25 protein-coding genes and 1 pseudogene are annotated in these 26,684 nt (G+C 61.2%); 11 read left to right on the top strand and 15 right to left on the bottom strand.

Annotated features, from left to right (window positions below; translation table 11 throughout):
* Positions 1-14: 14 nt before the first annotated feature.
* On the bottom strand, positions 15-707 hold the full coding sequence (locus J9870_RS12335; protein WP_210644377.1) for a type 1 glutamine amidotransferase domain-containing protein: 693 nt from the start codon (positions 705-707) through the stop codon (positions 15-17).
* 201 nt (positions 708-908) lie between these two features.
* On the opposite strand from J9870_RS12335, the gene glcD reads away from it, so the two are divergent.
* Genes glcD through glcF form a run of 3 tightly spaced genes read left to right on the top strand, consistent with a single transcriptional unit; the run spans position 909 to position 4,687 of the window.
* Entirely contained in the window at positions 909-2,408 is a 1,500-nt protein-coding gene (gene glcD / locus J9870_RS12330) for a glycolate oxidase subunit GlcD (protein WP_210644375.1), read from the top strand.
* Positions 2,408-3,460: a glycolate oxidase subunit GlcE gene (gene glcE, locus J9870_RS12325; RefSeq protein ID WP_210644373.1), complete on the top strand. Its 1,053-nt coding sequence runs from the start codon at positions 2,408-2,410 to the stop codon at positions 3,458-3,460. Before glcD ends, glcE begins: the two co-directional genes overlap by 1 nt.
* Positions 3,461-3,469: 9 nt before the next feature.
* The gene (gene glcF / locus J9870_RS12320; protein ID WP_210644371.1) at positions 3,470-4,687 is read left to right on the top strand and encodes a glycolate oxidase subunit GlcF; all 1,218 of its coding nucleotides are present in this window, start codon (positions 3,470-3,472) and stop codon (positions 4,685-4,687) included.
* 30 nt (positions 4,688-4,717) lie between these two features.
* On the opposite strand, the gene J9870_RS12315 is transcribed toward glcF, so the two are convergent.
* The 3 genes from J9870_RS12315 to J9870_RS12305 form a co-directional block, all read right to left on the bottom strand.
* Positions 4,718-5,413: a tRNA (adenine(22)-N(1))-methyltransferase TrmK gene (locus J9870_RS12315; RefSeq protein WP_246883110.1), complete on the bottom strand. Its 696-nt coding sequence runs from the start codon at positions 5,411-5,413 to the stop codon at positions 4,718-4,720.
* 51 nt (positions 5,414-5,464) lie between these two features.
* Entirely contained in the window at positions 5,465-5,626 is a 162-nt protein-coding gene (locus J9870_RS12310) for a DUF2986 domain-containing protein (protein ID WP_210644368.1), read from the bottom strand.
* Positions 5,627-5,693: 67 nt separating this feature from the next.
* A complete protein-coding gene (locus J9870_RS12305) occupies positions 5,694-5,759 on the bottom strand; it encodes a hypothetical protein (protein ID WP_335944290.1) in 66 nt (21 codons plus the stop codon).
* A gap of 315 nt (positions 5,760-6,074) precedes the next feature.
* On the opposite strand from J9870_RS12305, the gene J9870_RS12300 reads away from it, so the two are divergent.
* The 4 genes and pseudogenes from J9870_RS12300 (at position 6,075) to J9870_RS12290 (ending at position 9,590) form a co-directional block, all read left to right on the top strand.
* On the top strand, positions 6,075-7,034 hold the full coding sequence (locus J9870_RS12300) for a response regulator (protein ID WP_246883108.1): 960 nt from the start codon (positions 6,075-6,077) through the stop codon (positions 7,032-7,034).
* A 3-nt stretch (positions 7,035-7,037) separates the two neighbouring features.
* Entirely contained in the window at positions 7,038-7,997 is a 960-nt protein-coding gene (locus J9870_RS12295) for a diguanylate cyclase (protein ID WP_210644365.1), read from the top strand.
* A gap of 7 nt (positions 7,998-8,004) precedes the next feature.
* A pseudogene (locus J9870_RS29495) lies at positions 8,005-8,219 on the top strand (cupin); the annotation flags it as partial.
* Positions 8,220-8,363: 144 nt separating this feature from the next.
* Positions 8,364-9,590 carry a zinc-dependent alcohol dehydrogenase gene (locus tag J9870_RS12290; RefSeq protein ID WP_210644363.1) on the top strand — a complete coding sequence of 409 codons (1,227 nt, stop codon included), beginning with the start codon at positions 8,364-8,366 and terminating at the stop codon, positions 9,588-9,590.
* An 86-nt stretch (positions 9,591-9,676) separates the two neighbouring features.
* On the opposite strand, the gene treA is transcribed toward J9870_RS12290, so the two are convergent.
* Positions 9,677-11,302, bottom strand: a complete 1,626-nt coding sequence (gene treA, locus J9870_RS12285) for an alpha,alpha-trehalase TreA (protein ID WP_210644361.1) — start codon at positions 11,300-11,302, stop codon at positions 9,677-9,679.
* Between the two features lie 613 nt (positions 11,303-11,915).
* On the opposite strand from treA, the gene J9870_RS12280 reads away from it, so the two are divergent.
* The 3 genes from J9870_RS12280 (at position 11,916) to J9870_RS12270 (ending at position 15,264) form a co-directional block, all read left to right on the top strand.
* Positions 11,916-12,926: a zinc-binding alcohol dehydrogenase family protein gene (locus tag J9870_RS12280; protein ID WP_210644359.1), complete on the top strand. Its 1,011-nt coding sequence runs from the start codon at positions 11,916-11,918 to the stop codon at positions 12,924-12,926.
* Between the two features lie 13 nt (positions 12,927-12,939).
* Positions 12,940-14,466 carry an altronate dehydratase family protein gene (locus tag J9870_RS12275; protein WP_210644358.1) on the top strand — a complete coding sequence of 509 codons (1,527 nt, stop codon included), beginning with the start codon at positions 12,940-12,942 and terminating at the stop codon, positions 14,464-14,466.
* Between the two features lie 84 nt (positions 14,467-14,550).
* Positions 14,551-15,264, top strand: coding sequence for a FadR/GntR family transcriptional regulator (locus J9870_RS12270; protein ID WP_210645227.1), 714 nt, complete (start codon positions 14,551-14,553; stop codon positions 15,262-15,264).
* Between the two features lie 156 nt (positions 15,265-15,420).
* On the opposite strand, the gene uxuA is transcribed toward J9870_RS12270, so the two are convergent.
* From uxuA to J9870_RS12240, 6 genes are all read right to left on the bottom strand, one after another.
* The gene (gene uxuA, locus J9870_RS12265) at positions 15,421-16,596 is read right to left on the bottom strand and encodes a mannonate dehydratase (protein ID WP_210644356.1); all 1,176 of its coding nucleotides are present in this window, start codon (positions 16,594-16,596) and stop codon (positions 15,421-15,423) included.
* A 16-nt stretch (positions 16,597-16,612) separates the two neighbouring features.
* Entirely contained in the window at positions 16,613-18,067 is a 1,455-nt protein-coding gene (locus tag J9870_RS12260) for a mannitol dehydrogenase family protein (protein ID WP_210644354.1), read from the bottom strand.
* A gap of 17 nt (positions 18,068-18,084) precedes the next feature.
* The gene (locus J9870_RS12255; protein WP_210644352.1) at positions 18,085-19,377 is read right to left on the bottom strand and encodes an MFS transporter; all 1,293 of its coding nucleotides are present in this window, start codon (positions 19,375-19,377) and stop codon (positions 18,085-18,087) included.
* A 78-nt stretch (positions 19,378-19,455) separates the two neighbouring features.
* Positions 19,456-20,487 carry a Zn-dependent oxidoreductase gene (locus J9870_RS12250; RefSeq protein ID WP_210644350.1) on the bottom strand — a complete coding sequence of 344 codons (1,032 nt, stop codon included), beginning with the start codon at positions 20,485-20,487 and terminating at the stop codon, positions 19,456-19,458.
* 54 nt (positions 20,488-20,541) lie between these two features.
* A complete protein-coding gene (gene manD, locus J9870_RS12245) occupies positions 20,542-21,753 on the bottom strand; it encodes a D-mannonate dehydratase ManD (protein WP_210644349.1) in 1,212 nt (403 codons plus the stop codon).
* 4 nt (positions 21,754-21,757) lie between these two features.
* Complete coding sequence (locus J9870_RS12240; protein ID WP_210644347.1) at positions 21,758-22,759, bottom strand: sugar kinase; 1,002 nt, start codon at positions 22,757-22,759, stop codon at positions 21,758-21,760.
* A gap of 155 nt (positions 22,760-22,914) precedes the next feature.
* Between J9870_RS12240 and kdgR the strand changes: the two genes are divergently transcribed.
* Positions 22,915-23,697 carry a DNA-binding transcriptional regulator KdgR gene (kdgR, locus tag J9870_RS12235; protein ID WP_210644345.1) on the top strand — a complete coding sequence of 261 codons (783 nt, stop codon included), beginning with the start codon at positions 22,915-22,917 and terminating at the stop codon, positions 23,695-23,697.
* Here kdgR and J9870_RS12230 read toward each other — a convergent pair.
* The 4 genes from J9870_RS12230 to J9870_RS12215 are packed head-to-tail and all read right to left on the bottom strand — an operon-like array spanning position 23,673 to position 26,683.
* Positions 23,673-24,278: an acyl-homoserine-lactone synthase gene (locus J9870_RS12230; protein ID WP_210644343.1), complete on the bottom strand. Its 606-nt coding sequence runs from the start codon at positions 24,276-24,278 to the stop codon at positions 23,673-23,675. The genes kdgR and J9870_RS12230 overlap by 25 nt on opposite strands.
* Positions 24,272-25,174, bottom strand: coding sequence for an alpha/beta fold hydrolase (locus J9870_RS12225; RefSeq protein WP_210644341.1), 903 nt, complete (start codon positions 25,172-25,174; stop codon positions 24,272-24,274). Before J9870_RS12225 ends, J9870_RS12230 begins: the two co-directional genes overlap by 7 nt.
* Positions 25,161-26,066 (bottom strand): DMT family transporter, encoded by a 906-nt coding sequence (locus J9870_RS12220; RefSeq protein ID WP_210644339.1) that lies wholly within the window; start codon positions 26,064-26,066, stop codon positions 25,161-25,163. Before J9870_RS12220 ends, J9870_RS12225 begins: the two co-directional genes overlap by 14 nt.
* Before the next feature lie 5 nt (positions 26,067-26,071).
* Positions 26,072-26,683 carry a flavodoxin family protein gene (locus J9870_RS12215; RefSeq protein ID WP_210644337.1) on the bottom strand — a complete coding sequence of 204 codons (612 nt, stop codon included), beginning with the start codon at positions 26,681-26,683 and terminating at the stop codon, positions 26,072-26,074.
* Position 26,684: the final 1 nt, after the last annotated feature.

The raw sequence follows: 26,684 nt of genomic DNA, 5'->3' as shown, positions 1-26,684 counted from the left end.
CCTCCTGCGACGGCTCAGGCCATCTGTTCCTGCCCCAGCCGCTTGAGCAACGCTTTGGCGGCCGCTTCGGATGAAGCCGGGTTCTGACCCGTGATCAAGTGCCCGTCTTCGACCACATGGCTCGCCCAGTCCGCCCCCTTGGAATACTCGCCGCCTTTAGCCTTGAGCATGTCCTCCACCAGAAACGGCACCACGTGTGTCAGCCCCACCGCCGCTTCCTCTGAGTTGGTGAACCCGGTCACTTTCTTGCCCTTCACCACAGGCTGGCCGTCCGGGGCTTGAACGTTCTTGAACACGCCAGGAGCGTGACAAACGGCGGCCACGGGCTTGTTAGCGGCATAAAAGGCTTCGAGCAGGGTCTTCGAATCCGTGTCCTCGGCCAGGTCCCAGAGCGGCCCATGACCGCCGGGGTAAAACACGGCATCGAAATCATAGGGGTCAATCTCGCCCAGCGGCACCGTGTTGGCCAGGGCCGCTTGGGCCTGCGTATCGGCGCGAAAACGGCGCGTGGCGTCTGTCTGGGCATCTTCCTCATCGCTTTTGGGGTCCAGTGGCGGCTGTCCGCCCTTGGGAGATGCAAGCGTGACTGTCGCCTTGGCGTCGGCAAACACGTAATAGGGCGAGGCGAACTCTTCCAGCCAGAAACCGGTTTTCTTGCCGGTGTCGCCCAACTGATCGTGGGATGTAAGGACCATTAGAATTTTCATGCGTGCCTTTCCTCCTGGTGCTAATGGACGGCGCGTGGTCGCCGCCCTGCTCTAGGTTCAGAGGGCGGGCGGGCGCAGACGTTCAGTGGGCCGTCGCGATACTTTCCCGACTGGCAGGACCCGATGAATATGCTTGGCTCAACCATCGAGCGCTACACTGTCAAATGCCCTTTCGTCTGGCACTAAGAACAATAGAAGCCTATGAATATTCTCTACGATGAGCGCGTCGATGGTGTATTACCCCGGGTCGACAAGTCCGCGCTGATTTCAGAACTGCGCGAGGCCCTCCCCGACCTTGAGCTGTTGCACAGCCCGGAGGACCTGAGGCCGTATGAATGCGACGGGCTTTCGGCCTACCGCGTCATGCCACTGTTGGTCGCCCTGCCCGAGCGCATCGAGCAGGTACAGGCGCTGTTGCGTATCTGCCATACCCGTCAGGTACCGGTCGTGGCCCGAGGTGCCGGCACCGGGCTGTCGGGCGGCGCCTTGCCGTTGGAACAGGGGCTTCTGTTGGTGATGGCGCGCTTCAATCGCATCCTGGAAGTCAACCCTCAAGGCCGCTATGCACGAGTCCAGCCTGGGGTGCGCAACCTGGCGATCTCCCAGGCTGCCGCGCCTTACGGGTTGTACTACGCACCCGATCCGTCTTCCCAGATCGCCTGTTCCATCGGTGGCAACGTGGCGGAGAACGCCGGCGGCGTGCATTGCCTGAAGTACGGCCTGACCGTGCATAACCTGCTCAAGGTCGACATCCTCACCGTCGAGGGCCAAAGCATGACGCTGGGCAGCGACGCCCTGGATACGCCTGGATTCGATTTGCTGGCCCTGTTCACGGGCTCGGAAGGGATGCTCGGCATCATCACCGAAGTGACGGTCAAACTGCTGCCCAAGCCCCAGGTGGCCCGCGTGCTGCTCGCCAGTTTCGACTCGGTGGAAAAGGCCGGTCGCGCCGTGGGCGACATCATTGCCGCCGGGATCATCCCCGGCGGATTGGAGATGATGGACAACCTGTCGATTCGAGCCACCGAGGACTTCATCCACGCCGGCTACCCGGTAGACGCTGCGGCCATCCTGCTGTGCGAACTGGACGGTGTGGAAGCCGATGTGCGGGACGATTGCGAACGGGTCGAGGCCGTCTTGAAGGCTGCCGGGGCCGTTCATGTGCGGGTGGCCTGCGACGAAGCCGAACGGGCGCGTTTCTGGGCCGGGCGCAAGAACGCGTTTCCCGCCGTGGGGCGCATCTCACCGGACTACTACTGCATGGACGGCACCATCCCACGACGCGAACTGCCGCGGGTGCTCAAAGGCATCAGCGACCTGTCCGACGAGCATGGCCTGCGCGTGGCCAACGTATTCCATGCCGGGGACGGCAACATGCACCCACTCATTCTGTTCGACGCCAACCAGCCCGGCGAGCTGGAGCGCGCCGAGACGCTGGGCGGCAAGATCCTGGAACTGTGCGTGCAAGTCGGTGGCAGCATCACCGGGGAGCATGGTGTCGGGCGCGAGAAGATCAACCAAATGTGCGCGCAGTTCAACAGCGACGAGTTGACCGTGTTCCACGCGGTAAAAAAGGCCTTTGACCCGCTGGGCCTGCTCAATCCCGGCAAGAACATCCCGACCCTGCAGCGCTGTGCGGAGTTCGGTTCGATGCACGTGCACCTCGGTAACCTGCCGTTCCCGGAACTGGAGCGCTTCTGATGCCCTACGATCATGACGCCAGCGCCACGCTGCTGGAACAGGTCAACCACGCCCTCGGCGAACGCACACCGCTGCGCATCCAAGGCGGCAACAGCAAAGCCATGCTGGGCCGACCAGCCTGCGGTGACGTATTGGATACCCGCCTGCATCGCGGCATCGTCAGCTACGACCCGACCGAACTGGTGCTCACCGCACGCGCCGGCACCCCCCTGGTGGAGCTCGAAGCAGCCCTCGACGCCGCCGGGCAATTCCTGCCATTCGAGCCCCCACACCTGGGCCCGCAGGCGACCCTGGGCGGCATGGTCGCCACCGGTTTGTCCGGGCCACGGCGCCCCTGGGCCGGCTCGGTGCGGGATTACGTGTTGGGCACCCGAGTCATCACCGGGCAAGGCAAGTTGCTGCGTTTTGGCGGCGAAGTCATGAAGAATGTCGCCGGCTATGACCTGTCGCGCCTCATGGCCGGCAGCTTCGGCTGCCTGGGGCTACTCACGGAGGTGTCCTTGAAGGTCCTGCCCAAGCCACGCCAGTGCCGCAGCGTGCGACTGGAAATGGATGTTCACCAGGCGTTGGGTGAACTGGCCGAATGGGGCCAGCAGCCAATCCCGATCAGCGCGGCCTGTCATGACGGCGCGGCACTGCACCTGCGCCTGGAAGGTGGCGAGGGCTCGGTGGCCTCGGCCATCGACCGTCTCGGTGGCGACACCCTCGACAACAGTTACTGGGCTGACCTGCGGGAACAGCGCCTGGGATTCTTTGCCACACCCGAACCGTTGTGGCGGCTTTCGCTGCCGAACAACATCGCTCCCCTGGATCTACCCGGTCGACAACTGTTGGACTGGGGGGGCGCCCAGCGGTGGCTGAAATCCACGGCTGCGCCTGAAATCATTCGCCAGGCTGCGTCCAACGTCGGTGGTCACGCAACCCTCTACGCCATCGACGAAACGCCCTTCCAGCCGTTGGCCGGACCGTTGCTGCGCTACCACCAGAACCTGAAGAAGCAGCTCGACCCCCAGGGCATCTTCAATCCGGGCCGTATATACGCCGACCTCTGAGGACGAGCCATGCAAACCCATCTGAGCGAACAAGCCAAAAGCCTCCCCCGCGCCGAGGAAGCCGAGCGTATCCTGCGCTCATGCGTGCATTGTGGATTCTGTACGGCCACCTGCCCCACTTACCAATTGCTGGGGGATGAACTGGATGGCCCCCGCGGGCGCATCTACCTGATCAAGCAGGTACTCGAAGGCCAGGCGGTCACCGCCAAGACCCAGTTGCACCTGGATCGCTGCCTGACCTGCCGCAGCTGCGAGACCACCTGTCCATCCGGCGTGCAATATCACAACCTGCTGGATATCGGTCGCGCTGTCGTCGAGCAGAAGGTACCGCGCCCGCTCACCGAACGCATGTTTCGCCAGGGCCTGCGCGCGGTACTGCCACGGCCAGCACTCTTCAAAGCGTTGACCCAGGTTGCGAAGGTTTTCCGTCCGCTGCTACCCCATGCCCTGCAAACCAAGCTGCCGCGCCAGCACCCTGCGGCCAAGCCACGTCCGCCAGTACGCCATGCGCGCCATGTACTGATGCTCGAAGGTTGCGTGCAGCCGACCCTGTCGCCCAACACCAACGCCGCTGCCGCACGCGTCCTGGATCGCCTGGGCATCTCGGTGGTATCGGCCCCAGAGGCCGGTTGTTGTGGGGCAATCGACTACCACCTCAATGCCCAGGAAAAAGGCCTCGAGCGGGCCAGGCGCAACATCGACGCCTGGTGGCCAGCCCTCGAGGCCGGGGCCGAAGCCATTGTCCAGACCGCCAGCGGTTGCGGCGCCTTCGTGCAAGAGTATGGCAAGTTGCTTAAGCATGACCCGGCCTACGCCGCCAAGGCCGAACGTGTCAGCACCTTGGCTCGCGACCTGGTGCAAGTGCTGCACGCCGAACCCCTGGAAACCCTCGGCTTGCATGGCGACCGGCGCCTGGCCTTCCACTGTCCCTGCACCCTGCAGCATGCCCAGAAGCTCGGCGGCGCCGTGGAAGGGGTACTCGGGCGCCTCGGGTTCAGCCTCACGACGGTGCCCGACAGTCATCTTTGTTGTGGCTCGGCAGGCACGTATTTGCTGACCCAACCCGAGCTGTCCCGGCAATTGCGCGACAACAAGCTCAACGCTTTGGAGAGCGGCAATCCGCAAGTGATCGTAACGGCCAACATCGGCTGCCAGACCCACCTCGACAGCGCCGGACGCACACCGGTGCGTCATTGGATCGAGCTGGTCGAAGAAGCACTGATCTAGACAACCCTGTAGCGCGACCGATGGGCCGGCTCAAGCCAGCAGTTCAGTGATCCACCGGGCCTGTCGCACGACCTCCTGCACCTTGTCCTCGGGCACGGTCTGTCGCGCCCGGGCGAAGTCGGCCAGGGTTCGCTGCTTCAGGCGCAGCATACGCTGCCACTTGGCCAGGAACGCCGGGCTGCGGGCCCGCATCTGCAGCGGGCCGAAGTACAGCTCCTCGGCGGTGTACGACACCGGGCCGTCAGGCTCGGCGACAATGATTTCGTAGTCGAAGCGATTTTCCCGCAGCACTTGCTCGCAAAGGATGCGGTAGCGATTTTCCATCAACCATTGGCGCAACGGTTGTTCGCCACCGTTGGGCTGCAGAATCAGGCGCTCCTGGCCGCTCAGGCACGCCTTGCCGCTGTCGAGGATGTCGCGAATCGTCTCGCCGCCCATGCCGCAGATGCTGATCGCCGTAATCCCGTCTCCCGGCTCGATCGCCGCCAGGCCGTTGGCCAAGCGCACGCTGATCTGCTCGTCCAGGCCATTTTCAGCCACGGTGCGTTGGGCCGAGCGAAACGGCGTCAATGCCACCTCACCCGCCACCGCCGCCGCGATGGCGCCACGGCGCATCAATGCCACCGGCAGGTAGGCGTGATCCGAGCCGATATCGGCCAGGCGGGCGCCTATGGGTACCTGCTCCGCCACGCGCTCCAGGCGCATGGACAACGTCTGCTGGTTCAACTACGACCTCTTTTTTTACTACGAACGTCCAGAACCTTAAAACTGCCTGGGTCAGTCCTCAGGCAGGATGATCGCATCTGGGCTGGCTTCAGCGGCCAGTTTCAATCGATCGGCTTTGCTGATGTACCTGGACTTGCTGGCCGGTGCCAATTTGGCACTGGCCTTTTTGGCATGAGCCTTGAGCAACTGATTTATTTTCTTACGACGATTCATGTTTTCTACTTCGATGGATGCTGAGTGGTTATGAGGATACCGGGATAGCGCTACTCCTCGGCAGGCTTCATATGAAAAATCGCATACGCAGGATTAACGTATCGGCGACGACACTGAAAGGGAGGTCGATCATTGCAAGCGATGCCAACGCGCCCATGACGCCCCATCCTGAAAGCGCGGGACTGTAGCACTGTTGGCAAGCGGCCTACAGAGGCGCGCCTCGATCTGTCGCGGTACAAGCACGCTGCGCCGCAATGCCAGGCGCGCAGCCTTGGCCGCCCCCCCACAAGCCGCCTATGTTGCTGGATGGCGCTCTCGGGAAAACCTGTGCATTAGGTGCTCTTTGCTACCCTATGTCATGATGCACGTAAGAGTTTCCCTGATATCCACCCCCCGATGAGAGCCTTCTGTGTCAGTGATTCCCCTAGTGGTGTGTGACGACTCCAACATGGCCCGTAAACAGGTATTACGCGCGCTGCCCGCAGACTGGCCGGTTTCGGTCACCGAGGCCACCAATGGCCGCCAGGCTATGGACGCCATACGCCAGGGGTTGGGACAGGTGGTGTTGCTCGACCTGACCATGCCGGAAATGGACGGTTATCAGGTATTGAGCGCATTGCGCGCCGAAGGCCTGAAGGCGCAAGTCATCGTGATCTCCGGTGACGTGCAGGAAGAAGCAGTGCGCCGCGTGCATGAGCTGGGTGCACTGGCATTCCTGAAAAAACCTTTCGACGAAAATGAGCTGCGCCAGACCCTCAGTCGATTGGGGCTATTGGCGAAACCCGGCCAGACGCCACTGCAGAATCGTTCGGTCACTCACACGGCCATCAGTTTCCATGATGTGTTCCGCGAGACAGTCAATGTCGCCATCGGTCAGGCCGCCGCCCTGATCGCCAAGGTATTGGGCGTTTTTGTGCAACTGCCCGTGCCCAATGTGAACATCCTCGAAGTCGGTGAGTTGCATATGGCGCTGAACGATGCCAGCAGCTCGCAGCAACTCACGGCTATCTGCCAGGGTTTCATTGGCAGTGGCATCGCGGGTGAAGCCCTGCTGATGTTTCACGACTCGGAAATCTCCGACATCGCGCAACTGATGCAACGTCAGAGCAGCGACTACTCCGACCTGGAAATGCTGCTGGACCTTTCCAGCGTCCTGATCGGCGCTTGCCTGACCAGCATTGCCGAACAGATCGATGTGGGATTCTCTCAGGGCCACCCGCAGATTCTTGGCCAACACGCGGCGATTGATGAGCTGATCCGGGTCAACCGCAAGCGCTGGAAAAAGACCCTGGCGGTGGAAATCAGCTACAGCCTGGAAGGGCACGATATTCGTTTCGACCTATTGCTGCTGTTCACGGAAGACTCCATCGAGCGGTTGACCCACAAACTCGCCTATTTGATGAACTGAGCCATGAACGATTCTATTGATCTGAACGAATTTCACTGGTTGCTTGCCGTCGTTCAGAGTATCGATGTCGGCGTGGTGGTGCTCGATCGCGACTACCGCGTGCAGGTCTGGAACACCTTCATGGAGAACCGCTCCGGGGTGCAGCCGAAGGATGCCCACAATCAACTTATTTTCAGCCTGTTCCCCGAAATCGATCGTCAGTGGTTCAGTCGCAAGGTGGAAAGCGTCGCCACCCTGGGCACTCCAGCGTTCACGGTGTGGGAGCAACGTCCGTATCTGGTACGGTTCGAGAACTATCAGCCGATCACCGGCAGCGAAGAGTTCATGTACCAGAACACCACCCTGCTCCCGCTGCGCTCGCCCGACAGCAAAATCAACCACATCTGCCTGGTGATCTATGACGTCACCGACGTCGCCACCAACCGGCATCAACTGCAAGCCGCCAATGCGCAACTGCAACAACTCTCCAGTACCGATCGACTGACGGGGTTGTACAACCGCGGTCATTGGGAGGAAAGCCTGCGGGCCGCCTATGCTCGACACCAGCGCTACGGCAACGCGGTGAGCCTGGTGATGCTCGACATCGATCACTTCAAGCGAGTCAACGACACTTACGGCCATCAGGCCGGCGACAAGGTCATCGAGCATGTCGCCAGGCTGCTGCGCGAACATGCGCGCGACTCCGATGTGGTCGGCCGGTATGGCGGTGAAGAGTTTGGCGTGGTGCTTTCGGATACCGACAGCACTGGTGCGCACACTTTCGCCGAACGCATGCGTCACTCCGTAGAGGCGCTGGAGGTGGTGTACAACGACCAGCGCATCCGTTTCACCATCAGCCTGGGAGTGGCCGACCTGAGCCAACCCTCGAACAGCCACGCCGACCTGATCGCCCGGGCGGACCAGGCGTTGTATACGTCGAAGAAGACCGGGCGTAACCGGGTGACAGTGTACGAGCAGGTTTAGCCTGCGGATGCTGCTCCCCGCCGGTACAGGCCACTGCAACTGCACGCCAGCGAGAATTTTCTGGTAGTCGGCGCCTACCCTCCCGGCCAACAAGCCGACATCTGCCGTGAAGCACCGAGCGAAGCCAAACTGGCGAATATCGCCACCCTGCCATTTCCCGAAAGGGATCCGGTGCAGGGGCGAGATGAGGCTATCGTTCGCTACTGGACAAGCCGGCGATAGCACCCAGGCAACGCTACCAGAACCCGTCCAAAAGTACCCTCGCAGCACAAAACGACCGCTAGTCCCATGGCCCGTCATCTCTGTGAACTTCCGTCTGGAATCGCCCCTTTGCCCTTTACCAACTATCGAGAGAGGCAGGACGTCATGAGAGCACTCACCTATCACGGTGCCCACAGTGTGAAAGTCGATACGGTCGCCGACCCCATCCTGGTGGACAGCGACGACATCATTCTGCGCGTTACCGCAACGGCGATTTGCGGTTCCGACCTGCACCTCTATCGCGGGAAAATCCCCGCCGTCGAGCACGGTGATATCTTCGGACATGAGTTCATGGGGATCGTCGAGGAAACGGGTTCAGCGGTGACTGCGGTGCAACCCGGCGACCGTGTGGTGATTCCGTTCGTGATCGCCTGCGGCAGCTGTTTTTTCTGCCAGATGGATCTGTTCGCCGCCTGTGAAACCACCAACACCGGGCCTGGCGCGATCCTGAACAAGAAGGCCATTGCACCGGGCGCGGCGCTTTTCGGTTTCAGCCACCTGTACGGCGGCATACCGGGTGGCCAAGCCGAGTACGTACGTGTTCCAAAGGCCAATACCGGGCCGTTCAAGGTGCCGGGGACCCTGTCGGACGAAAAGGTACTGTTCCTCTCGGACATCTTGCCGACCGCGTTTCAAGCGGTCACCAACACTGGGATCGGCGAGGGTTCGAGTATCGCGATCTACGGCGCCGGGCCCGTCGGCTTGTTGAGTGCCGCTTGCGCGCGGATGTTGGGCGCCGACCAGATCTTCATGGTCGATCATCATCCCTATCGCCTGGCCTACGCGCAGCAAACCTACGGCGTGATTCCGATCAACTTCGATGAAGACGACGACCCAGCGGACACGATCATTCGTCAGACCAGAGGCATGCGCGGCGTGGACGGTGTGGTCGATGCGGTGGGCTTCGAGGCCAAGGGCAGCACCACCGAAACGGTGCTGGCCACGCTCAAGCTCGAAGGCAGCAGCGGCAAGGCGCTGCGTCAATGTATCGCGGCAGTCAGGCGCGGCGGCGTGGTGAGCGTGCCGGGGGTGTACGCCGGCTTCATCCACGGCTTCCTGTTTGGCGATGCGTTCGACAAAGGCCTGACCTTCAAGATGGGCCAGACCCATGTGCAGCGTTATCTGCCTGAACTGCTTGGCCATATCGAGACCGGTCGCTTGTCCCCTGAGGTGATCATCAGCCACCGGATGTCGCTGGAGCAGGCCGCCGAGGGCTACAAGCTTTTCGACAAGAAGCAGGAGGATTGCAGGAAGGTCATTTTGACGCCGGGCAGCCCGCACGTGGTGTTGCCGGAGGGTGATGTGCCGAATGGTACGATGGCTCTGACTTGAGACTTGGCGGGTTCATGGTGGTGAGGGAAACTCAAGGGCTGCTGCGCAGCCCGGCGGGAGCAAGCTCCCTCGCCACGGTGTTCAGTCTACGGCCTGGTGGTGGGTGGGGTTGCGCCATACTTGCTCATCAGTTTCAGCGTCACGCCATTGGTCCAGCCAAAGCCGTCCTGCAACTCATATTCGCCGCCTCCCCCACCATTGCCCTGGGCAGATAAATCATATTTCTCCACCAGCTTGTTTTCCTTGCGGTAGAGGTTCTGAACCTGCTGCAAAAAACGGCTGCCGATCTGCTGCGCCAGCGCTGTTTGCTGGTAGCGGTCCAACCCCTCTACTGCCACCCATTGCAGCGGTGCCCAGCCGTTGGGCTCATCCCACTGCTGGCCATTGCTGACCTGGGTGGTGGCGATGCCGCCGGGACGCAACAGGCCTTCGCGTACCGCATCGGCGGTGCGATTGGCGTGCTCGGTGGAGGCCAGGCCGGTAAACAGCGGAAAAAGCGCAGCGGCGGTGAGCTGCTGGCGTTGTTGGTTTTTCTGCCAGTCGTAGTCCACGTAGAAGCCTGCCTCGGCATTCCACAAGTGCTTCTCGATAGCCCGCTGACGCCGCTCCGCGCGCTGCCCATAAGCCTGGACGCAGGGTGTGTTCTGAACGGTCTCACAGGCTTTGGTGATAGTCCGCTCCAGGTGATACATGAGGCTGTTCAGGTCAACGGGCACGATGGAGGTGGTGCGTATGGTCGTCAGATTCTGGCCATCGCCCAGCCAACGGGAACTGAAGTCCCAACCACTTTCGGCGCCGGCACGCAGATCACGCCAAACCTCCTCCTTGGGCCTGTCCGGCGCCTGCTCGACAGTCTTGACGTCTTGCAACCAGGACTCCTGGCGAGGCGTCGGGCTGGCGTCCCAATAACGATTGAGAACACTGCCATCGGCCAGTTTGACCACGTGCTTGGCGGCTGCCCCGGGTTTGAGCGTCTGGGCTCCTTCCATCCAGTAGGCATATTCTTTCTGCAATTGTGGCAAGTAGCGCCCGTAGGCCTGCTCACCTTCGATGTGCGCCTGCAGCTCCACCATGTAAGCGAAGAACGGCGGCTGCGATCGGCTCAGGTAGTAGGTGCGATTGCCATTGGGGATGTGGCCGTAGGTATCGATCATGTAGGCGAAATTGTCGGTCATCTGGCGAACCCGGGCCTTCTCACCGCTTTGCTCAAGCCCCAGCATAGTGAAGTAGGAATCCCAGTAATACATCTCGCGAAAGCGCCCGCCCGGCACCACATAGGGCTGCGGCAAGGGCAGCAAGCTGCTGTATTGCGGCACCTGCTTGTAACTTCGGCTCAACACCGGCCAGAGATTGTCGATGTGTTCTTCAATCGAAGCGCCAGGTTTCGACGCCGGGCTTTGCGCCTCGCCGGATTCGATGAAATTGTCCTGCACGAAAATTTTCAGATCGAAGCCATCACTGCCCCGACGAGCCAGGTAATCGGCGCGGATTTTCGCCGGATCACGCTTGGGCAGCGCGTCCACGAAGTGTTTCTGGTCAGTGAAAAGCTGCCCGCGCTGAACCGCTTCAAACAGTTCGGGATAGGCCTGGTCGGGCGGCAGATTGGCTCGCCCCTGGGCATCTTCGTAACTCCATGTCGCGGCCGGTTGGCTTGAGCAAGCCGCGCACAGCAACGCGGCGAAGGACAGGCTGGTGAAATCCATAGGTCGCATAAACAGCTCCATCATGTTGTCGGTCCTGACAAACGACTGACATGAAGGAATGGCCTGGGTTCATTAAACCCCCTCCGACTGGAAAGCTTCAGGATATGACGCACGCGCCTGCCGCTCACAAATGACGTCGGCATAACGTTCTAACTGCTCCCAGAAGGCTGCGCACGATGAACATCGATGCAAGCGGGAATGGAGAGCAATGCTCATGGCAAGCTCAGGGGGATGCTGGCCGGACTCCCATAGCGCCCGGCAAACCGGACAACCCTTTTTCTCCCATTGTGTGCTCATCCAAACTCCCCATAGCAATCCACCCGCCATTGCGCCCCGAAACGTTTTCCGGCCCACAGTTGCCTTTTTTCCCATCGGCCTGGCGATGTTAATAGAGAAGCGTGAGACACCTCCTTAAATTTCACTTTGGTCAGTCCAATTTATAAAATAACAAATTGGTCTTGCCAATATTTTCCCCGGCGTGTAGGTTTTGGGCGAAGATCGACCGAGTGGGTTACGACCCGCCTATAACAAAAAAAGAGCTCCGGGCGCGGCACCCGGCTGCTCGCAACCCTCCTGCGCGTGCAGGCACCCGTTGTCTGCGCGCCAGTCAAGGAGCATCGACATGTTGACCGTCATCTGTAACGAACCTGGCTCGTTAACCGCCATCGAGCGCGAAAAACCGCTCAGGAAACCAGGAGAGATCCTCATCCGGGTCAAGCGCGTCGGGGTCTGCGGCACTGACCTGCATATCTTCACCGGCAACCAGCCCTACCTCGAATATCCGCGTGTCATGGGCCACGAGTTTTCCGGACTGGTAGAAGAGACGGACAGCGCCAGCGACCTCGCCATCGGTGATGTTGTCTACGTGATGCCCTACCTTTCCTGCGGAACCTGCATCGCCTGCCGCCAGGGCAAGACCAACTGCTGCACCCGCATTCAAGTGCTGGGTGTGCATTGCGACGGGGCTTTCACTGAGTACCTGAGCGTTCCCCACCAATTCGTGCACAAGGCCGTGGGGGTTTCCCTTGATCAGGCGGCGATGATCGAATTCCTGTCCATCGGCGCTCATGCTGTACGGCGCTCAAATGTCCAGGCGGGTAAACGCGCGCTGGTGGTCGGCACCGGGCCGATCGGCATGGCGGCGGCGATCTTCGCCAGCCTGCGCGGGGCGCAGGTCACTGTCCTGGATACCCGTGAGGATCGTCTGTCGTTCTGTCGGCAACATCTCAATATCCATGCCGCCGTGCAAATCGGCGAAGGCGACAAGCAGGCCCTGGCGGAACTGACTGAGGGTGATTTTTTCGACGTGGTGTTCGATGCCACCGGTAATGCCCGGGCCATGGAGCGCGGGTTCGAGTTCATCGCCCACGGCGGCACCTATGTGATGATTTCAGTGGTGCGGGACTCCATCACCTTCTCCGACCCCGAATTTCACAAGCGTGAAGCCACGTTGATGGGGAGCCGCAACGCCACCCAGGAAGACTTCCGCCACGTGGAAGAATGCTTGCGCAACGGATTGATCCCGGACGCCGCCCTGAACACCCATCGACTGACACTCAGCGACGTCGCCCATTCGTTCAGCACCTTGCTCGACCCCAAGCAGGGTGTCGTCAAAGCAATCATCGAGTGCTAGAGGAGGACGTACCATGAACCTGCCGTCTTCTCTGCTTGTGTTGACCCCTGGTGACGATGTCGCTGTGGCCCGTGGCGATATTGCCACGGGCCAACAGTTGAACGCCGACGGCATCGCGCTGGTCGCCCGACAGCCGATTCCGTCCGGGCACAAGATCGCCCTGCGCAGGGTGCTGGCTGGCCAACGGGTGCTCAAATATGGCCAGACCATCGGCCAGGCGACCCAGGGCATCGAGCCCGGCGATCATGTCCACGTGCACAACCTGGACATGCCCACGACCAGTGCCGAACAGAGCGTGCAGAACGTTTATATACCTACCGTGCTCAGCGGTGAGCCGGCGACGTTCGAGGGTTTCGTGCGCGATGATGGGCGCGTTGGTACCCGCAACTACATCGGGGTTATTTCCAGCGTCAACTGCTCGGCAACCGTGTGCAAACACATCGCCAACGCCTTCTCTGCCGAGCGCCTGAAAGACTTCCCCAACGTTGATGGCGTCGTGGCGATTACCCACGGCAGTGGCTGCGGCATGGGGGCCAAAGGCGAAGGCATCGATATTCTCAAACGCACCTTACGCGGGTATGCCGATCATCCCAATTTCGCCGGAATCGTGTTGATCGGCCTGGGTTGCGAAGTCAACCAGCTCGTCCCGCTGATGGAAGAGCTCGGCGATCGCCCAGCGCCGCTCAAGGCCAGCCTGATCATCCAGGACGCCGGCGGTACTCGTGAAACCGTGCAACGGGGCATCGCCCATATCGAACAGATGCTGCCAATCATCAACGACCTCCAGCGCACCGTCGTTGCGGCCAGCCACCTGAGTGTCGGCTTGCAATGTGGCGGTTCGGATGGTTATTCAGGCATCAGCGCCAATCCAGCACTCGGCGCCGCTGTAGACCTGCTGGTGCGAAATGGCGGCACCGCCATTCTTTCGGAAACACCGGAAATTTATGGCGCCGAACACCTGCTGACGGCCCGCGCGGCATCCGCTGACATCTCGGCAAAATTGATGCAGCGGATCCATTGGTGGGAAGCCTACGTGCGCCACAACGACGGTGACATGAACAACAACCCCTCGCCTGGCAACAAGGCCGGCGGCATCACCACCATCCTGGAGAAATCCCTCGGTGCGGTGGCGAAAGCAGGCGCCAGTGGGTTGATGGGTGTCTACCAATACGCTGAAACGGTGGATGCCCGAGGCCTGGTGTTCATGGACACGCCCGGCTACGACCCGGTGTCTGCGACCGGCCAGGTGGCGGGAGGCGCGAACCTAATCTGCTTCACCACGGGCCGCGGTTCGACCTACGGGTGCAAGCCCACACCATCCTTGAAAATCGCCACCAACACCCGCCTGTTCCAACGCATGGAGCTGGACATGGATTTCAACGCCGGAGGCATTGTCGATGGCCTGGAGTCGGTGGCCGAGGCCGGTGAACGGTTGTTCCAATTGATGCTCGATACCGCTTCCGGACGCCGCACCTGCAGTGAGGAAAATGGCTTGGGCGACAATGAGTTTGTGCCTTGGCAGATTGGCGCGGTGATGTGATTGCCGCACCATCGCTCCCACATGAATGAACAGCATCAAGCGCCTATGGTAGCCTTCGCAGACTATCCGATGGACACCGTTGCCATGGTCTCACCGATCAACGCCGCCGAGCGAAAGCCGTACCAGAAAATCGCTGACCAACTGCGAAACTACATCGTCCAAGGGGACTTCAAGGCAGGCTCCAGGCTTCCTCCCGAGCGCGATTTGACCCAACTGCTGGGGGTTTCCCGGCCTTCGCTGCGCGAGGCGCTCATCGCCCTGGAAATCGAGGGCGAAATTGAAATCAAGATGGGCTCGGGCGTGTACGTGCGCACCCGACCCATGGACGGGAAAAACCAGAGCGAAACCTTGGGCGAAAGCCCCTCGGAACTGATGCAGGCGCGCGCCCTGATCGAAGGTGAGTCGGTGATCCTGGCCTGTTTGCATGGCAAAAAAAGCGACTACCGCTATCTGCAGGAATGTATCGACGCCATGCGCGCCAGCATCGCCAACGGCCAGCCCCCTCTGGAGGACGACCGCAGGTTTCATCAGCGCCTGGCCAAAATGAGCGGTAACTCTGCCCTGGTCCGGATCATCACCGCGCTGTTTGATGAACGACACAACCCTATTTCGGCGCACCTGAGCAAGCATTCCGAGAACGCATTGACCTGGGAAGCCGCCGTCATCGAGCATGAGGCGATCCTGCGCGCCGTCGCCAGCAAAGATGTGCTCGGTGCTCAGACCTCCATGCGCCAGCACTTGAGCCGCTCGGAGAACCGTTGGCTGCAAGCGCTGGGGCCGGAAGAACTGAGCGACTAGCCCTGCAGTTTATGAGCCTGTGGCGAGGGCGTTGCTCGCGATGGAGGCGGCAAAGTCAACATCCCTGCAAACCGAACCGCCGCTATCGCGAGCAAGCTCGCTCCCACAGGGGATTTGGGGTGAACATGAATCTCCCACAGGGGCCGTGTGTCCTGGCTAGCTCAGCTGTTGCCGCACGGCCAATTCCACACCGCGGATTTCCGCCAGGCCCTTGAGGCGACCGATCAGCGAGTAGCCGGGGTTGCTTTTGCGGTGCTGATCGTCGAGCAATTGATGCCCATGATCCGGACGCAGCGGCAAGCGCGGGCCGCCTTCGCGCTCACGCCTGCGCTCTTCGGCCACCAAGGCACTGATGACCCCGACCATGTCGACGTCGCCATCCAGGTGATGGGCTTCGTGGAAGCTGCGCGGATCCGCTTCCCGGCGGGTTGAGCGCAGGTGGGTGAAGTAGATGAACGGCGCAAACTGCTTGGCCATCGCCACCAGGTCGTTGTCTTCGCGCACGCCATAGGAGCCGGTGCAGAACGTCAGGCCATTGGCCGGGCTCGGGGCGGCGTCCAGCAACCATTGGGCGTCTTCGGCGGTGGACAGAATGCGTGGCAGGCCGAGCAGCGCCCGGGGTGGATCGTCCGGGTGGATCGCCATGCGCACACCCACTTCCTCTGCCACCGGGATCACCGCGCGCAAGAAATACCCCAGGTGTTCACGCAACTTGGCCTCGTCGATATCGGCGTAGGTGCGCAGCAAGGCCCGGAAGTTTTCCAGGCTGTAGTGCTCCTCGGCACCGGGCAGGCCGGCGATCAAGGTGTTGACCAAGGTCTCGCTCTGGGCCGGCGTCAGTTGCTCGAAGTAGGCCTTGGCCTGCTGGATGTCCTCGGCGCTGTATTCAGCCTGCGCCCCCGGACGCTGGAGGATGAACAAGTCAAAGGCAGCAAATGCGGTTTGATCGAAACGCAGCGCCCAGCCACCATCCGCCAGCGCATAGGTCAGGTCAGTACGCGTCCAGTCCAATACCGGCATGAAGTTGTAGCACACGATATCGATGCCGCAGCTCGCCAGGTTGCGCACACTTTGCTGGTAGTTGGCGATGTACTCGTCACGCCGCCCGCAGCCACGCTTGATGTCCTCGTGCACCGGAATGCTTTCCACCACCGACCAGCTCAAACCAGCCGCTTCGATCATCGCTTTACGCGCCGCGATGGCGTCCACCGGCCACACCTGGCCGTTGGGGATTTCATGCAACGCGGTGACGATACCGGTCGCACCGGTTTGGCGAACGTCCGCCAGGGAGATCGGGTCTTTGGGGCCAAACCAACGCCATGTCTGTTCCATGTTGTTCTCCTTTTTGTTAGTTGGGTGCGGCAAAGGTCTGCAAAAAGCTGCCGATACCGTCGCGAATCAGGGCGCCATAAGCACGTTGCACAGCCTCACGAAACGCCGGACGCTCCGACAACGCGGCCGGGAAGACTTCGTCCAAATCGAGAAAGGCCTCCACCAACGATGCGCCGTCGAAGCGCCCCGCCAGATCGGCAAAAGTCGCACTCAAAGGGTCGTCAACCACGTGCATCGGATGACCCGGCAACGGTTGCGTGCAGTAGTGAATCCATGCCGCGATGCCCAGCGCGGTACAGTCGATACCTCGCCCTTGATCGAGCAAGTGCCGGGCACCGAGCAACCAGCGTTGCGGCAGTTTCTGCGAACCGTCCATGGCGATCTGGCGCAGGCGATGTTGCAGGCTGTCATTGGCAAAGCGCGCCTTCAGATCGCGGGCATACAGCGAAAGATCGATGCCCGCCGGCATGTCCAGGGTGGGCGCCGCTTCCTCAGCCATGTAACGCTCGAAGAGCCGTGCCAGATTCGCGTCACTGACGGCGTCGAACACCGACTCATGGCCAGCCAGCAACCCCACATAGGCCAGCAACGAGTGACTGCCATTGAGCATGCGCAGTTTCATCGTCTCGAACGGGCGCACGTCCTCCACCATTTGTACGCCCTCGACTTCCCAATCCGGGCGACCGAGGGGAAAGTGATCCTCGATCACCCACTGGCTGAAGCTTTCACAGACCACTGCCGCCGCATCGTGACAATCCATCTGCTCCAGCCGCCGAAAGGACTCGCCGTCCATCGCGGGCACAATGCGGTCGACCATGCAGCTGGGAAACGCCACCTGTTGGTCGACCCACTGCGCCAGCGCCTCATCCTGCCTCGCCGCCAACGCGCTGACCGCCTGGCGGGTGCGTTGACCGTTATCGGGCATGTTGTCACAGCACAACACGGTGAATGCCGGGATGCCGGCGGCGCGGCGACGGCGCAGGGCCTCAAGGACAATACCGGGGGCCGAGCGCGGCGCTTGTGGATGAGCGATGTCATGGGCAATCAGCGGATCTTCGCTGCGCAGTTGCCCCGAGGACGGGCTCAGGCAATAGCCTTTTTCGGTGACGGTGAGGGTGACGATCTTCGTCTGCGGCGCAGCCATGCGCTGCAACAGCAGTTCCAGGTCGTGGCCGCCCTCGCCCACATACAAGGCCTGACGCAAGACCGCGATCTCGCGCAACGTTACCTGCTCGCGGTCGCGGTACTCGGCCACATGGTAGCGACCATCCTGCTCGCGCAATTGATCGACCAAGGTGCGATTGGAGCGCAGGTTGGCGCTGCACAGCCCCCAGTCACTTTCACCATGACGATTGAGATGGCGCTGCAGGTAGACCGCCTGGTGGGCGCGATGGAACGCGCCCAAGCCCAAATGGACGATACCGATCTGCGCTGCAGCGCCGGTGGAGGGCACTCGCTTCACAACAGGCATCAATACACTCCTTCTGTTCAGGGATGGCTCAGGGCCGAAACCGGTTGTGAGCCTTGTGCAGGCGAGTCACCGGTATTGGCCAGCGCCAGGGGTTTTACATAGCGCGCCACACATAGGGCACCGATCACAGTCAACAACCCCGCCAGCAGGAACGCACTGGTGAACGAACCGGTGAACTGCACCAGGAAGCCGGTCAAGGTCGGGCCGACAATGCCCGAGGTGTTCGCCAGAAAGTGCATGAAGCCACTGACGCCACCCACTCGCGCCGCCGGTACGGTGTCCTGGATGATCGCCCAGTAAATGGCGCCGGTGAGGTAAAGGAAGAACACCGCCAAAGCGACGAGGATGACCGCCGGATACAGGGTCTTGACCATCCCGGCACAAGCGATACAGGCGGCGCAGGCCAACAGGCACGTCACCAGCACCACTTTGCGCGAGAACATCATCTTTCCGGTTTTCTTGAACACGAAGTCGGAAATGAAACCGCCCAAGGCCAGGCCGAGGAAACCCAAAACCCAGGGAATGACCGTGGCGATACTCATGTCCTTGACGTTCAGCCCGTGGGCCATGGTCAGGTAGCTGGGGAACCAGGTCAGGAAGAAAAACAACGTGTAGTTATAGGAAAAGAACGCCAAGGATGTGAACAGCACCGTCGGTTGCTTGAGGTAGTACCGCAGCGGGAACACCGGTTGTGCCGCCAGCTCGCTTTGCCCCTCGGCCCGAAGAATCTCCTCGGCGCCCTCGCCTTCTGGCCTTTCCTTGACGAACTTGAACCACACCGCCGCCCAGACCAGGCCGATCACCATGATGATAATGAACGACATTTTCCAGCCGTAGGTGACGGCGATAAAACCCACCACAGGACCGGAAATTGCCCCACCCAACGGTGTGCCGGACATCGACGTGCCAATCGCCCGCGCCCTGCGCTTGGGGGTGTACCAGTTGTTCACCATCTTACTGGTGGTGACGCTCAACGGTCCTTCACCCATGCCGAACAGAATCCGGATGAGCACCAGCGAGGCGAAGCCCACCGTCAGCACGGTCAGGCCGCTGAACAACGACCACAAGACCATGGCCAGCAGCAGCGTGGTCTTGGCGCCGTATCGATCAGCGGCCCAGCCACCGATGAAATTGAAGGCGGCATAGCCGACGAAAAAACTGCTGAAGATCATGCCCATTTCACCCGTACTCAGACCGTAGTCCTTCTGGATAAAAGGGGCTGCCACAGACAACGCCGAGCGGTCGAGGTAGTTGATGACCCCCGCCAGGAACAGCATGATGATGATTAAGCTACGTCCTTGACCAAACATGGTGGAACCTCCCGCTTGTTGTGTTTATTCGGTGAGGATGCCCATAACAGGCACGATGAAATCGGTGGTACAGACGGCTCAGTGCTGGGCGTTCGTCAGCTCCACCAGTACTTTTCGGGTTTGCTCGGGGTGTTTTTCGATCAGGTCGATTGCACCGGGCATCTCGTCGAAAGTGACGCGATGGCTGATCAGGTCCTGGACCTGCAGCTTGCCGCTGGCGATCAGTTCGATCACCTTGGGGAACTTGCGGTTGTTGAGCCGCGAGCCCACCAGGGTCAGTTCCTTCTTGATCATCTCCAACTGCACCAGATCACTGGGCGTGGCATTGAAACCCAGCAAGCCGATGCGTCCGGCCGGCGAGGCCAGGCGCACCATCTGCGGCATCAGCGCCGGGATGCAGGCGGCATCGACAATCAACGGCACGCCTTCACCCTGGGTGAGTTCCCGCATTGTGCTTTCGACATCGACTTGCTGACCGTTGAGGGTCCGGCTCGCACCCAGCGCCCGGGCCGTCTCCAGGCGACTGTCGATGACATCGGTCACGGTGATGTCGGTCAGCCCTAGCGCCCGGGCCATCTGTACCAGGGTCAGGCCGATAACACCGGCCCCATAGATCAGCACGCTGTCGCCCGGATGGGGCTGCATGCGATCGAGCACATTCAGGGCAATGGAGTAAGGCTCCACCAGGGCTCCGTGGCTGAGGGACATTGAGTCGGGCAAGCGGTGGGCATTCTGCGCAGGGACACAGACCTGCTCACTGAAACCACCGTCGCGATGCACGCCGATCACTTGCAGCCGCGTGCAGACATTCGGTCGGCCAATGCGGCAGGGATAACAGGTGCCGCAACTGATCACCGGATCGACGCACACCCGGTCGCCCACCTGCAGGTGTTCGACGCCTTCGCCGACTTGCCGGATCACCCCGGAAAACTCATGGCCGGTGACTCGGGGGAAACGCACAAATGCGTTCTGCCCATGAATGATGTGCATGTCCGAGCCACAGATGCCGGCGTAAGCCACATCGACCTGGACCTCGCCATAGGCGACCTGGGGTCGGTCGACCTGGGCCAGCCCGAACTCGAAGGGTGCTCTAACCTGGAACGCTTTCATCGGGTCACTCCTGACGGGGACGTGCGCCCCGCCGCTTGATGTGTTGGAAACGCTTCACCAATGCCAGAGCGTGCCGTCTTCTAGACGGTTGACCGGCAGGCTGGCTCGCTTGTAGGGGTACTGGCGGGCGAGGTCTTCATCAATGTCGACGCCATGCCCCGGCGCATCGCCGGGCGTGAAATGGCCGTCCTCGAAGCGATAGGCATGGGGAAAGACCTCATCGATGCGCTCTTCATGAGGCATGTGTTCCTGGATGCCGAAATTGGGCACCCAGGTATCGAAGTGCAGGGCCGCGCCCATGCACACCGGTGACAAGTCGGTGGCGCCGTGAAAACCGGTACGCACCTGGAACAACGCGGCAAAATCGGCAATGCGCCGCACATGGGTGATGCCGCCGGCATGCACCAGCGTCGTGCGGATGTAGTCAATCAACTGCTCCTGGATCAACTCGCGGCAGTCATGGATGGAGTTGAACACCTCGCCAACGGCCAACGGTGTGGTGGTGTGCTGGCGGATCAGGCGAAAGCTCTGCTGGTTTTCGGCCGGCGTACAGTCTTCGAGCCAGAACAGGTTGTATGGCTCCACGGCCTTGCCCAGGCGCCCCGCTTCGATGGGGGTCAGGCGATGGTGCACGTCATGGAGGATATGCAAGTCGTCGCCAAAGCGCTCGCGTACGGCGGCAAACAGCTTGGGGACGTGGTTGAGGTATTTGGCAGTGTCCCAGACGTGTTCGGCGGGCAGGTCACTGTCGGCCGGCTCATAGCGTTCACCGCTGCGCTTTGCGACGCCGTAGGTGGTGGCGATACCCGGTATGCCGCATTGCACGCGCACGGCTTTGTAGCCCAACTCGACATGGCGAGCGACTTCTTCCAGGCAGCCTTCGATGTCCTTGCCAGTGGCGTGCCCGTAGACCATCACCCGCTCACGGCTCTTGCCACCGAGCAATTGATACAGCGGCATGTTCGCCGCCTTGGCCTTGATGTCCCAAAGTGCGACATCGACGGCGGCGATGGCGGTCATGGTTACCGGGCCACGACGCCAATACGCGCCGCGATAGAGGTACTGCCAGATGTCCTCGATGCGGTGGGCATCGCGGCCGATCAACGCGGGAAGGACGTGTTCTTCCAGGTACGCGACCACCGCCAGTTCGCGGCCATTGAGCGTCGCATCGCCAATGCCGTAAATGCCCTCATCGGTGACAATCTTCAGGGTGACCAGGTTGCGACCCGGACAGGTAACGATGACGCGCGCTTCAAGAATTTTCATAAGGTCAAACCTGTGCAACAGAAGGAAATGAGAGCGTTCCCATATTCGGCATGGCCGCTAGGGGAATCAGTGCACCTCGGTACTGGACAACCTGGGCAGCCAGGCAATGGCCCCAGCGAGCGGCCTGCTCCGGATCGCCGCCCTGCAGGCGACAGGCCAGGTAAGCGGCGCTGAACGAATCGCCAGCGGCGGTGGTATCGATGACATGGGCAACGTGCTGGGCAGGCACGTCGAAACGGCCAGCCGGGCATTGGATCAAGCAGGAATCGGCACCGCGCTTGAGGGCTACTTCGCCGATTCCCTTCTGCGCATAAGCACTGAACAAGGCATCGGTATCGCGGTAGCCGAACAGGATGGCGTCATCTTCCCAGGTGACCAAGGCCAGGTCGGTCAGGCGCAATAGTTCACGGTAGGCCTGCCGAGCCGCGTCAGGATCAGGCCAAAGATGGGGGCGGTAGTTGTTGTCGAAGACGATGCGCGTGCCGCCTTGCCTGGCCAGATGCAAGGCCTGCATCAGGCGCTCACGGCCTTCGCCGCTGAGGATCGCCAGGCTGATACCGCTCAGATAGATGTAGTCGTACTCGGCCAGCGCAGCCAACATGGCGTCGGCCTCAGGCCCGTCGAACATCCGCCGCGCCGCCGCTTCCCCGCGCCAGTAGAGGAAACGTCGCTCGCCGTGTGGATCGGTCTGGATGAAATACAGCCCCGGCAGCGCATCTTCGATCACCCGTACATGGATGTCCGTGACTCCCTCGTTTCGCCAGGATCGGCGCATGGCCACGCTGAACCCATCGCCCCCCACGGCTGTCACGTAGTCCACGGCCACTGCGTCACGGCCGCTCGATCGCGCCAGGTACACCGCCGTATTGAGCGTATCGCCGCCGAAGGTCTGGGTGATCGCGGCGCCCGGTTCACCGCGCATCTCGATCATGCACTCCCCCACCAACGCCACCTTCAGCGGGCGGGCAGAGCGGGTCTGCGGGCCATGGTCAAGCGTTACATCCATAATCAACGCGCCTTTTTTATGTTTTTAAAACGGCGTTTCATTTTCTTTCAAGGCCCGAGTCTAATCAGATTTCCCGGCTCGTCAAGCAAAAATGAAACAGCGTTTTGTTCTGCTTGCGTATATCCTTGGGTTTTACTTTTCACGTTGGAGCCTTCATGGACCACAGCGTCATCCCAAACAACGAGCTGGTATCGGCGGTGGGCCGGACCATGGCCGTTCTCGAGGCCCTGGCCGAGCATCCGGAAGAAAGCGGTGTCTCGGAAATCGCCACCAAACTGGACATGTCCAAGGCCACGGTTTATCGCTTTTTGCAGTCGCTCAAGGCGCGGGGGTATGTGGTGCAGGATGCCGAGGATCGCTATCGTCTCAGCGTCCGGTTATTTGAACTGGGCGCCCAGGCCCTGCCCCACCTGGATATCGTCCGGGAGGCGGAGCCAGGCATGCGGCGGATCAACGAGCTGACGGGCGAGACGGTTCACCTGGGGATTCTTGACGAAGGCAGCATCGTCTACGTGCACAAGATCGACTCCAAGTACAACCTGCGCATGTACTCGCGTATCGGTCGGCGAGCGCCGCTGTATTGCACCGGCATCGGCAAGGTGCTGATGGCCTGGCTTGAAGAAGATGAGTTGCTCGCGCACCTCAAGGAAGAAAGCTTCGAGCGCCGCACGGCCAACACACTGACCAGCGTCCAAGCCTATCTGGAAGAATTGGAAACCGTTCGCCGACAAGGCTATGCCGAAGACCATGAAGAATTCGAAGACAACATGCGCTGCCTGGCGGCGCCGATTCGCGACCGTTTCGGTCACGTGATCGGCGGCATGAGCGTTTCATTCCCGTGTTTTCGCTTCCGGGAAGAGTTGAAGCAGGACTACGTCAAGCAACTGATGGAAGCTACGCAACAGATTTCAGCTCAGTTGGGCTGGCACTCGCGTTGAGTCTTCTCTGCAACTGTACGGTGACGATAACCCGCTACATTGATCCAGAAAGGCACCACGGGAAACTCATTGACCATCTGCGGCCCCGCAATCCTGTGAGTGCTGACCCCCATGCGCCTGAGCAGGCGCTCGTTTCCCGGCGCACTGAATGCGATCAACCGCCGTGCGCCGAGGGTCTGCGCGACGCCGATAACCTTGCTCATCAGCCATGTGGTGTCGTGCCAGGCCCGCATGACCTGGGCGCGTCGCGACAGTGGACGTCGGCTGGCGAACCGCGACAACTCCCAGACGGAACTTGAGGACGGTAACGGCGTGTCGCCCATCAACTGGGGAAACACCTCCCCCAACAGAAAGGGACGATCGGTAGGAATCAACCGCGCGCATCCGACGATTTCCTGCCTACTGTCGCGGGCCAGGACATACACCGTATCCGGCCGATCAAAGTCATCCACCTCAAAGCCCTCGGCGCAGGGCAATGCCCAGCCGAGGCCCTTGACGAACACTTCATACCGATAGCGCGCCAGTGCCTTGAACAAGGCCGGGGACATCTCGCTGCGGGTGCTGGCAATCACTTCTAGCATGGTCGATCCCCCCCGGCACGGGAGGTTGATAGGAACCCTGTGATGGCCGCGACCACCTCGGCACCCCGTTCAAGGTAGGGCACATGCCCGCAGTCCTCGATGACCTGACCACGGGCATCGGGCAGTTGTTGGAGCAGGTTCTCCAGGGCGACGGGCAGGAACACTTGGTCATGTCGCCCCCAGATCACCAGCGTCTTCGAAGCGATCTGCGGAAGCCGTTCGAGAAGGACGTCCAGGCCTTCGCGGCGAAAATCCTCGATGGCCCGCTGCACGGCAGCAAACCTCGATTTACCGCTGGCTGCCATGGCCTGCGCCAGGCGTCCTCGCACCTGGGGAGGCCGCTTGAACACCAGGCTCCAGAAGCGCTTCATCTCCTCGACCGTACGGTAGCCGAAGACGGTTCCTTGCCCTTGCAGGCTGGCTTGTAATGCCGGCCCTAACACCGTCGGACCGAGGCCAGCCGGTGCCAGCAAGACCAGATGACTGACACGCTGCGGGTACTTCGCGGCATACAGCCCGGCCACGCAACCGCCTAAAGAGCTGCCGACCAGCACGAAGGGCCCCTCGCCTACCGTTTCCAACAAGCCCTCCAGCGCTGGCAGCAAGGCCTGCGGTCCGAAGCCTGCACGCGACTCGTACAAGGATTGACCATGCCCTGGTAAATCGACGAAAACACAAGGGTAATGGCGCGCCATGCCCAGCATCGCGGGCCCCCACTGGTCCTTGCTGGCGCCCAAGCCATGAAGGATGACCAGTGTCGGCCCCTTCTGAGGCGCAGTGCCTTGCAGGTAGGCCAAGCGCCCTTGCCCACTGGTGTGCCAGCGCAGCCTCAAACCGAACCGCCAGCGCTGGACCAGGCGCAAGCTGCCAAGCAACAGTCGATCAACGCTGTTCATCCGCCACTCCTTGCCCTTTGCTAGCGCCCTTGAGAAAGAGTTTTGCGGGCAGCCGTAGTTGGCAGAGCGCCACGCCGGACAACGTCAACACGGCCCCGATCAGCAGGCGCTGGCTAATGCCTTCGGCGAGCATGATCTGGCTGACGGCGATCGCAAACATTGGCACCAGAAGCAAATACGGACTCAGCTGCTGCATCGAGTTGCGTCCAAGCAACCAGAACCACAGACCGAACCCCAGCAGACCACCACTGAGCGCTGTGTACAGCACTGCCCACCACGCCTGAGCGCTGGCCGTATGGATGCTTGCCCATTGTCCGCCTTCCTGGATGAAGGACCACAGCAACAGTTGCGGTGCGGCGATGACAGCGGTCCAGGCACTCAAGGCCAGCGGGTCCAGCGGCCCAAGACGCTTGGTCAACACCGATCCGACAGCGAATGCCAAGGCCGCGAGCGCCACCAGGAGCATGCCGACGAAGGTCCCGCTCGCCGACGGTTTGACCAGCAGTACCAGGACGCCGGCGAACGCCAGCACAATGCCCGCCAGTACGCGCATTTTCAGGACTTCACCCAATAACGCGAACGCCAGAATCAGGGTAAACGGGGCCGTCAACTGATAGATGATTGCCGAGGTAGAGGCGTCTACCCGGGCGATACCGCAATACAGCAAACCAAAATGCAAAGTGCCGGTGATCGTGGCGATCACGGCCACGGCCCCGAACTGCTCACGCTTGACCCGCTTGAGCAAGGGCAGGAGAAACAGCGCCATGATCGCGTAGCGCATGGCGACCATGAGGATAGGCGGCAGCTCGGCGCCCCCCATCTTCACGGCGGTAACCTGGGCGCCCCAGAGCAACGCGACCAGCAGCGCCAGCAATGAATCTTTCAATGGCATGACAGTTATCCCTTCTGAAATTGAATGGGCCGCAGGATTCTTTCCGGCTTGCTTGTGGCAACCTCCGTTGGATGAAGTCGACGGTAGTGCTCACAGAGCCGGTCCAGCGTCTCGCACAAGGCCTGTTCCGCTTCTGGATCGTGGGCCAGCTGTGTCTGGAAGCACGGCGGGAATCCCGAGCCGACGAGAATCATCTTGTTGAGCAGTACGTTCAGCGCGACCTGGGAGAAAACAGCCGTGTGCCCATAGCGCCGACCGACCACCGCAATCGCCGCGAGCTTGTCGCGCAGGGGACGTTGGCGTGGACGCAGGAAGCCATAGCCGACTCGCTCCAGAAACGCCTGGAAACGACTGTTGGTGCCGTAGGCGTGCATGACGGGGAGATAGAGCACCGCATCGGCGCGATCCAGCCGCGCCACCAACTGCCCGACGTCGTCCTGCAACTCGCAGTCCTGGTCTGAGCAGGCGTTGTCGGCATCGCAATAATCGATCCGGTAGTCCTTGAGCCAGATGGCATCGACCTCGACCTCCTCGCCCAAGTGGCGGCGCACCAGCGCCACCACCCGTGCACTGACACCACAAGGTCGGCTAGAGCCAACAATGATGGTCAGATTCATG

The sequence above is a fragment of the Pseudomonas sp. Tri1 genome (genome assembly GCF_017968885.1).
Taxonomy (GTDB): Bacteria; Pseudomonadota; Gammaproteobacteria; order Pseudomonadales; family Pseudomonadaceae; genus Aquipseudomonas.
This window is presented reverse-complemented; position numbering and strand designations above follow the sequence as displayed.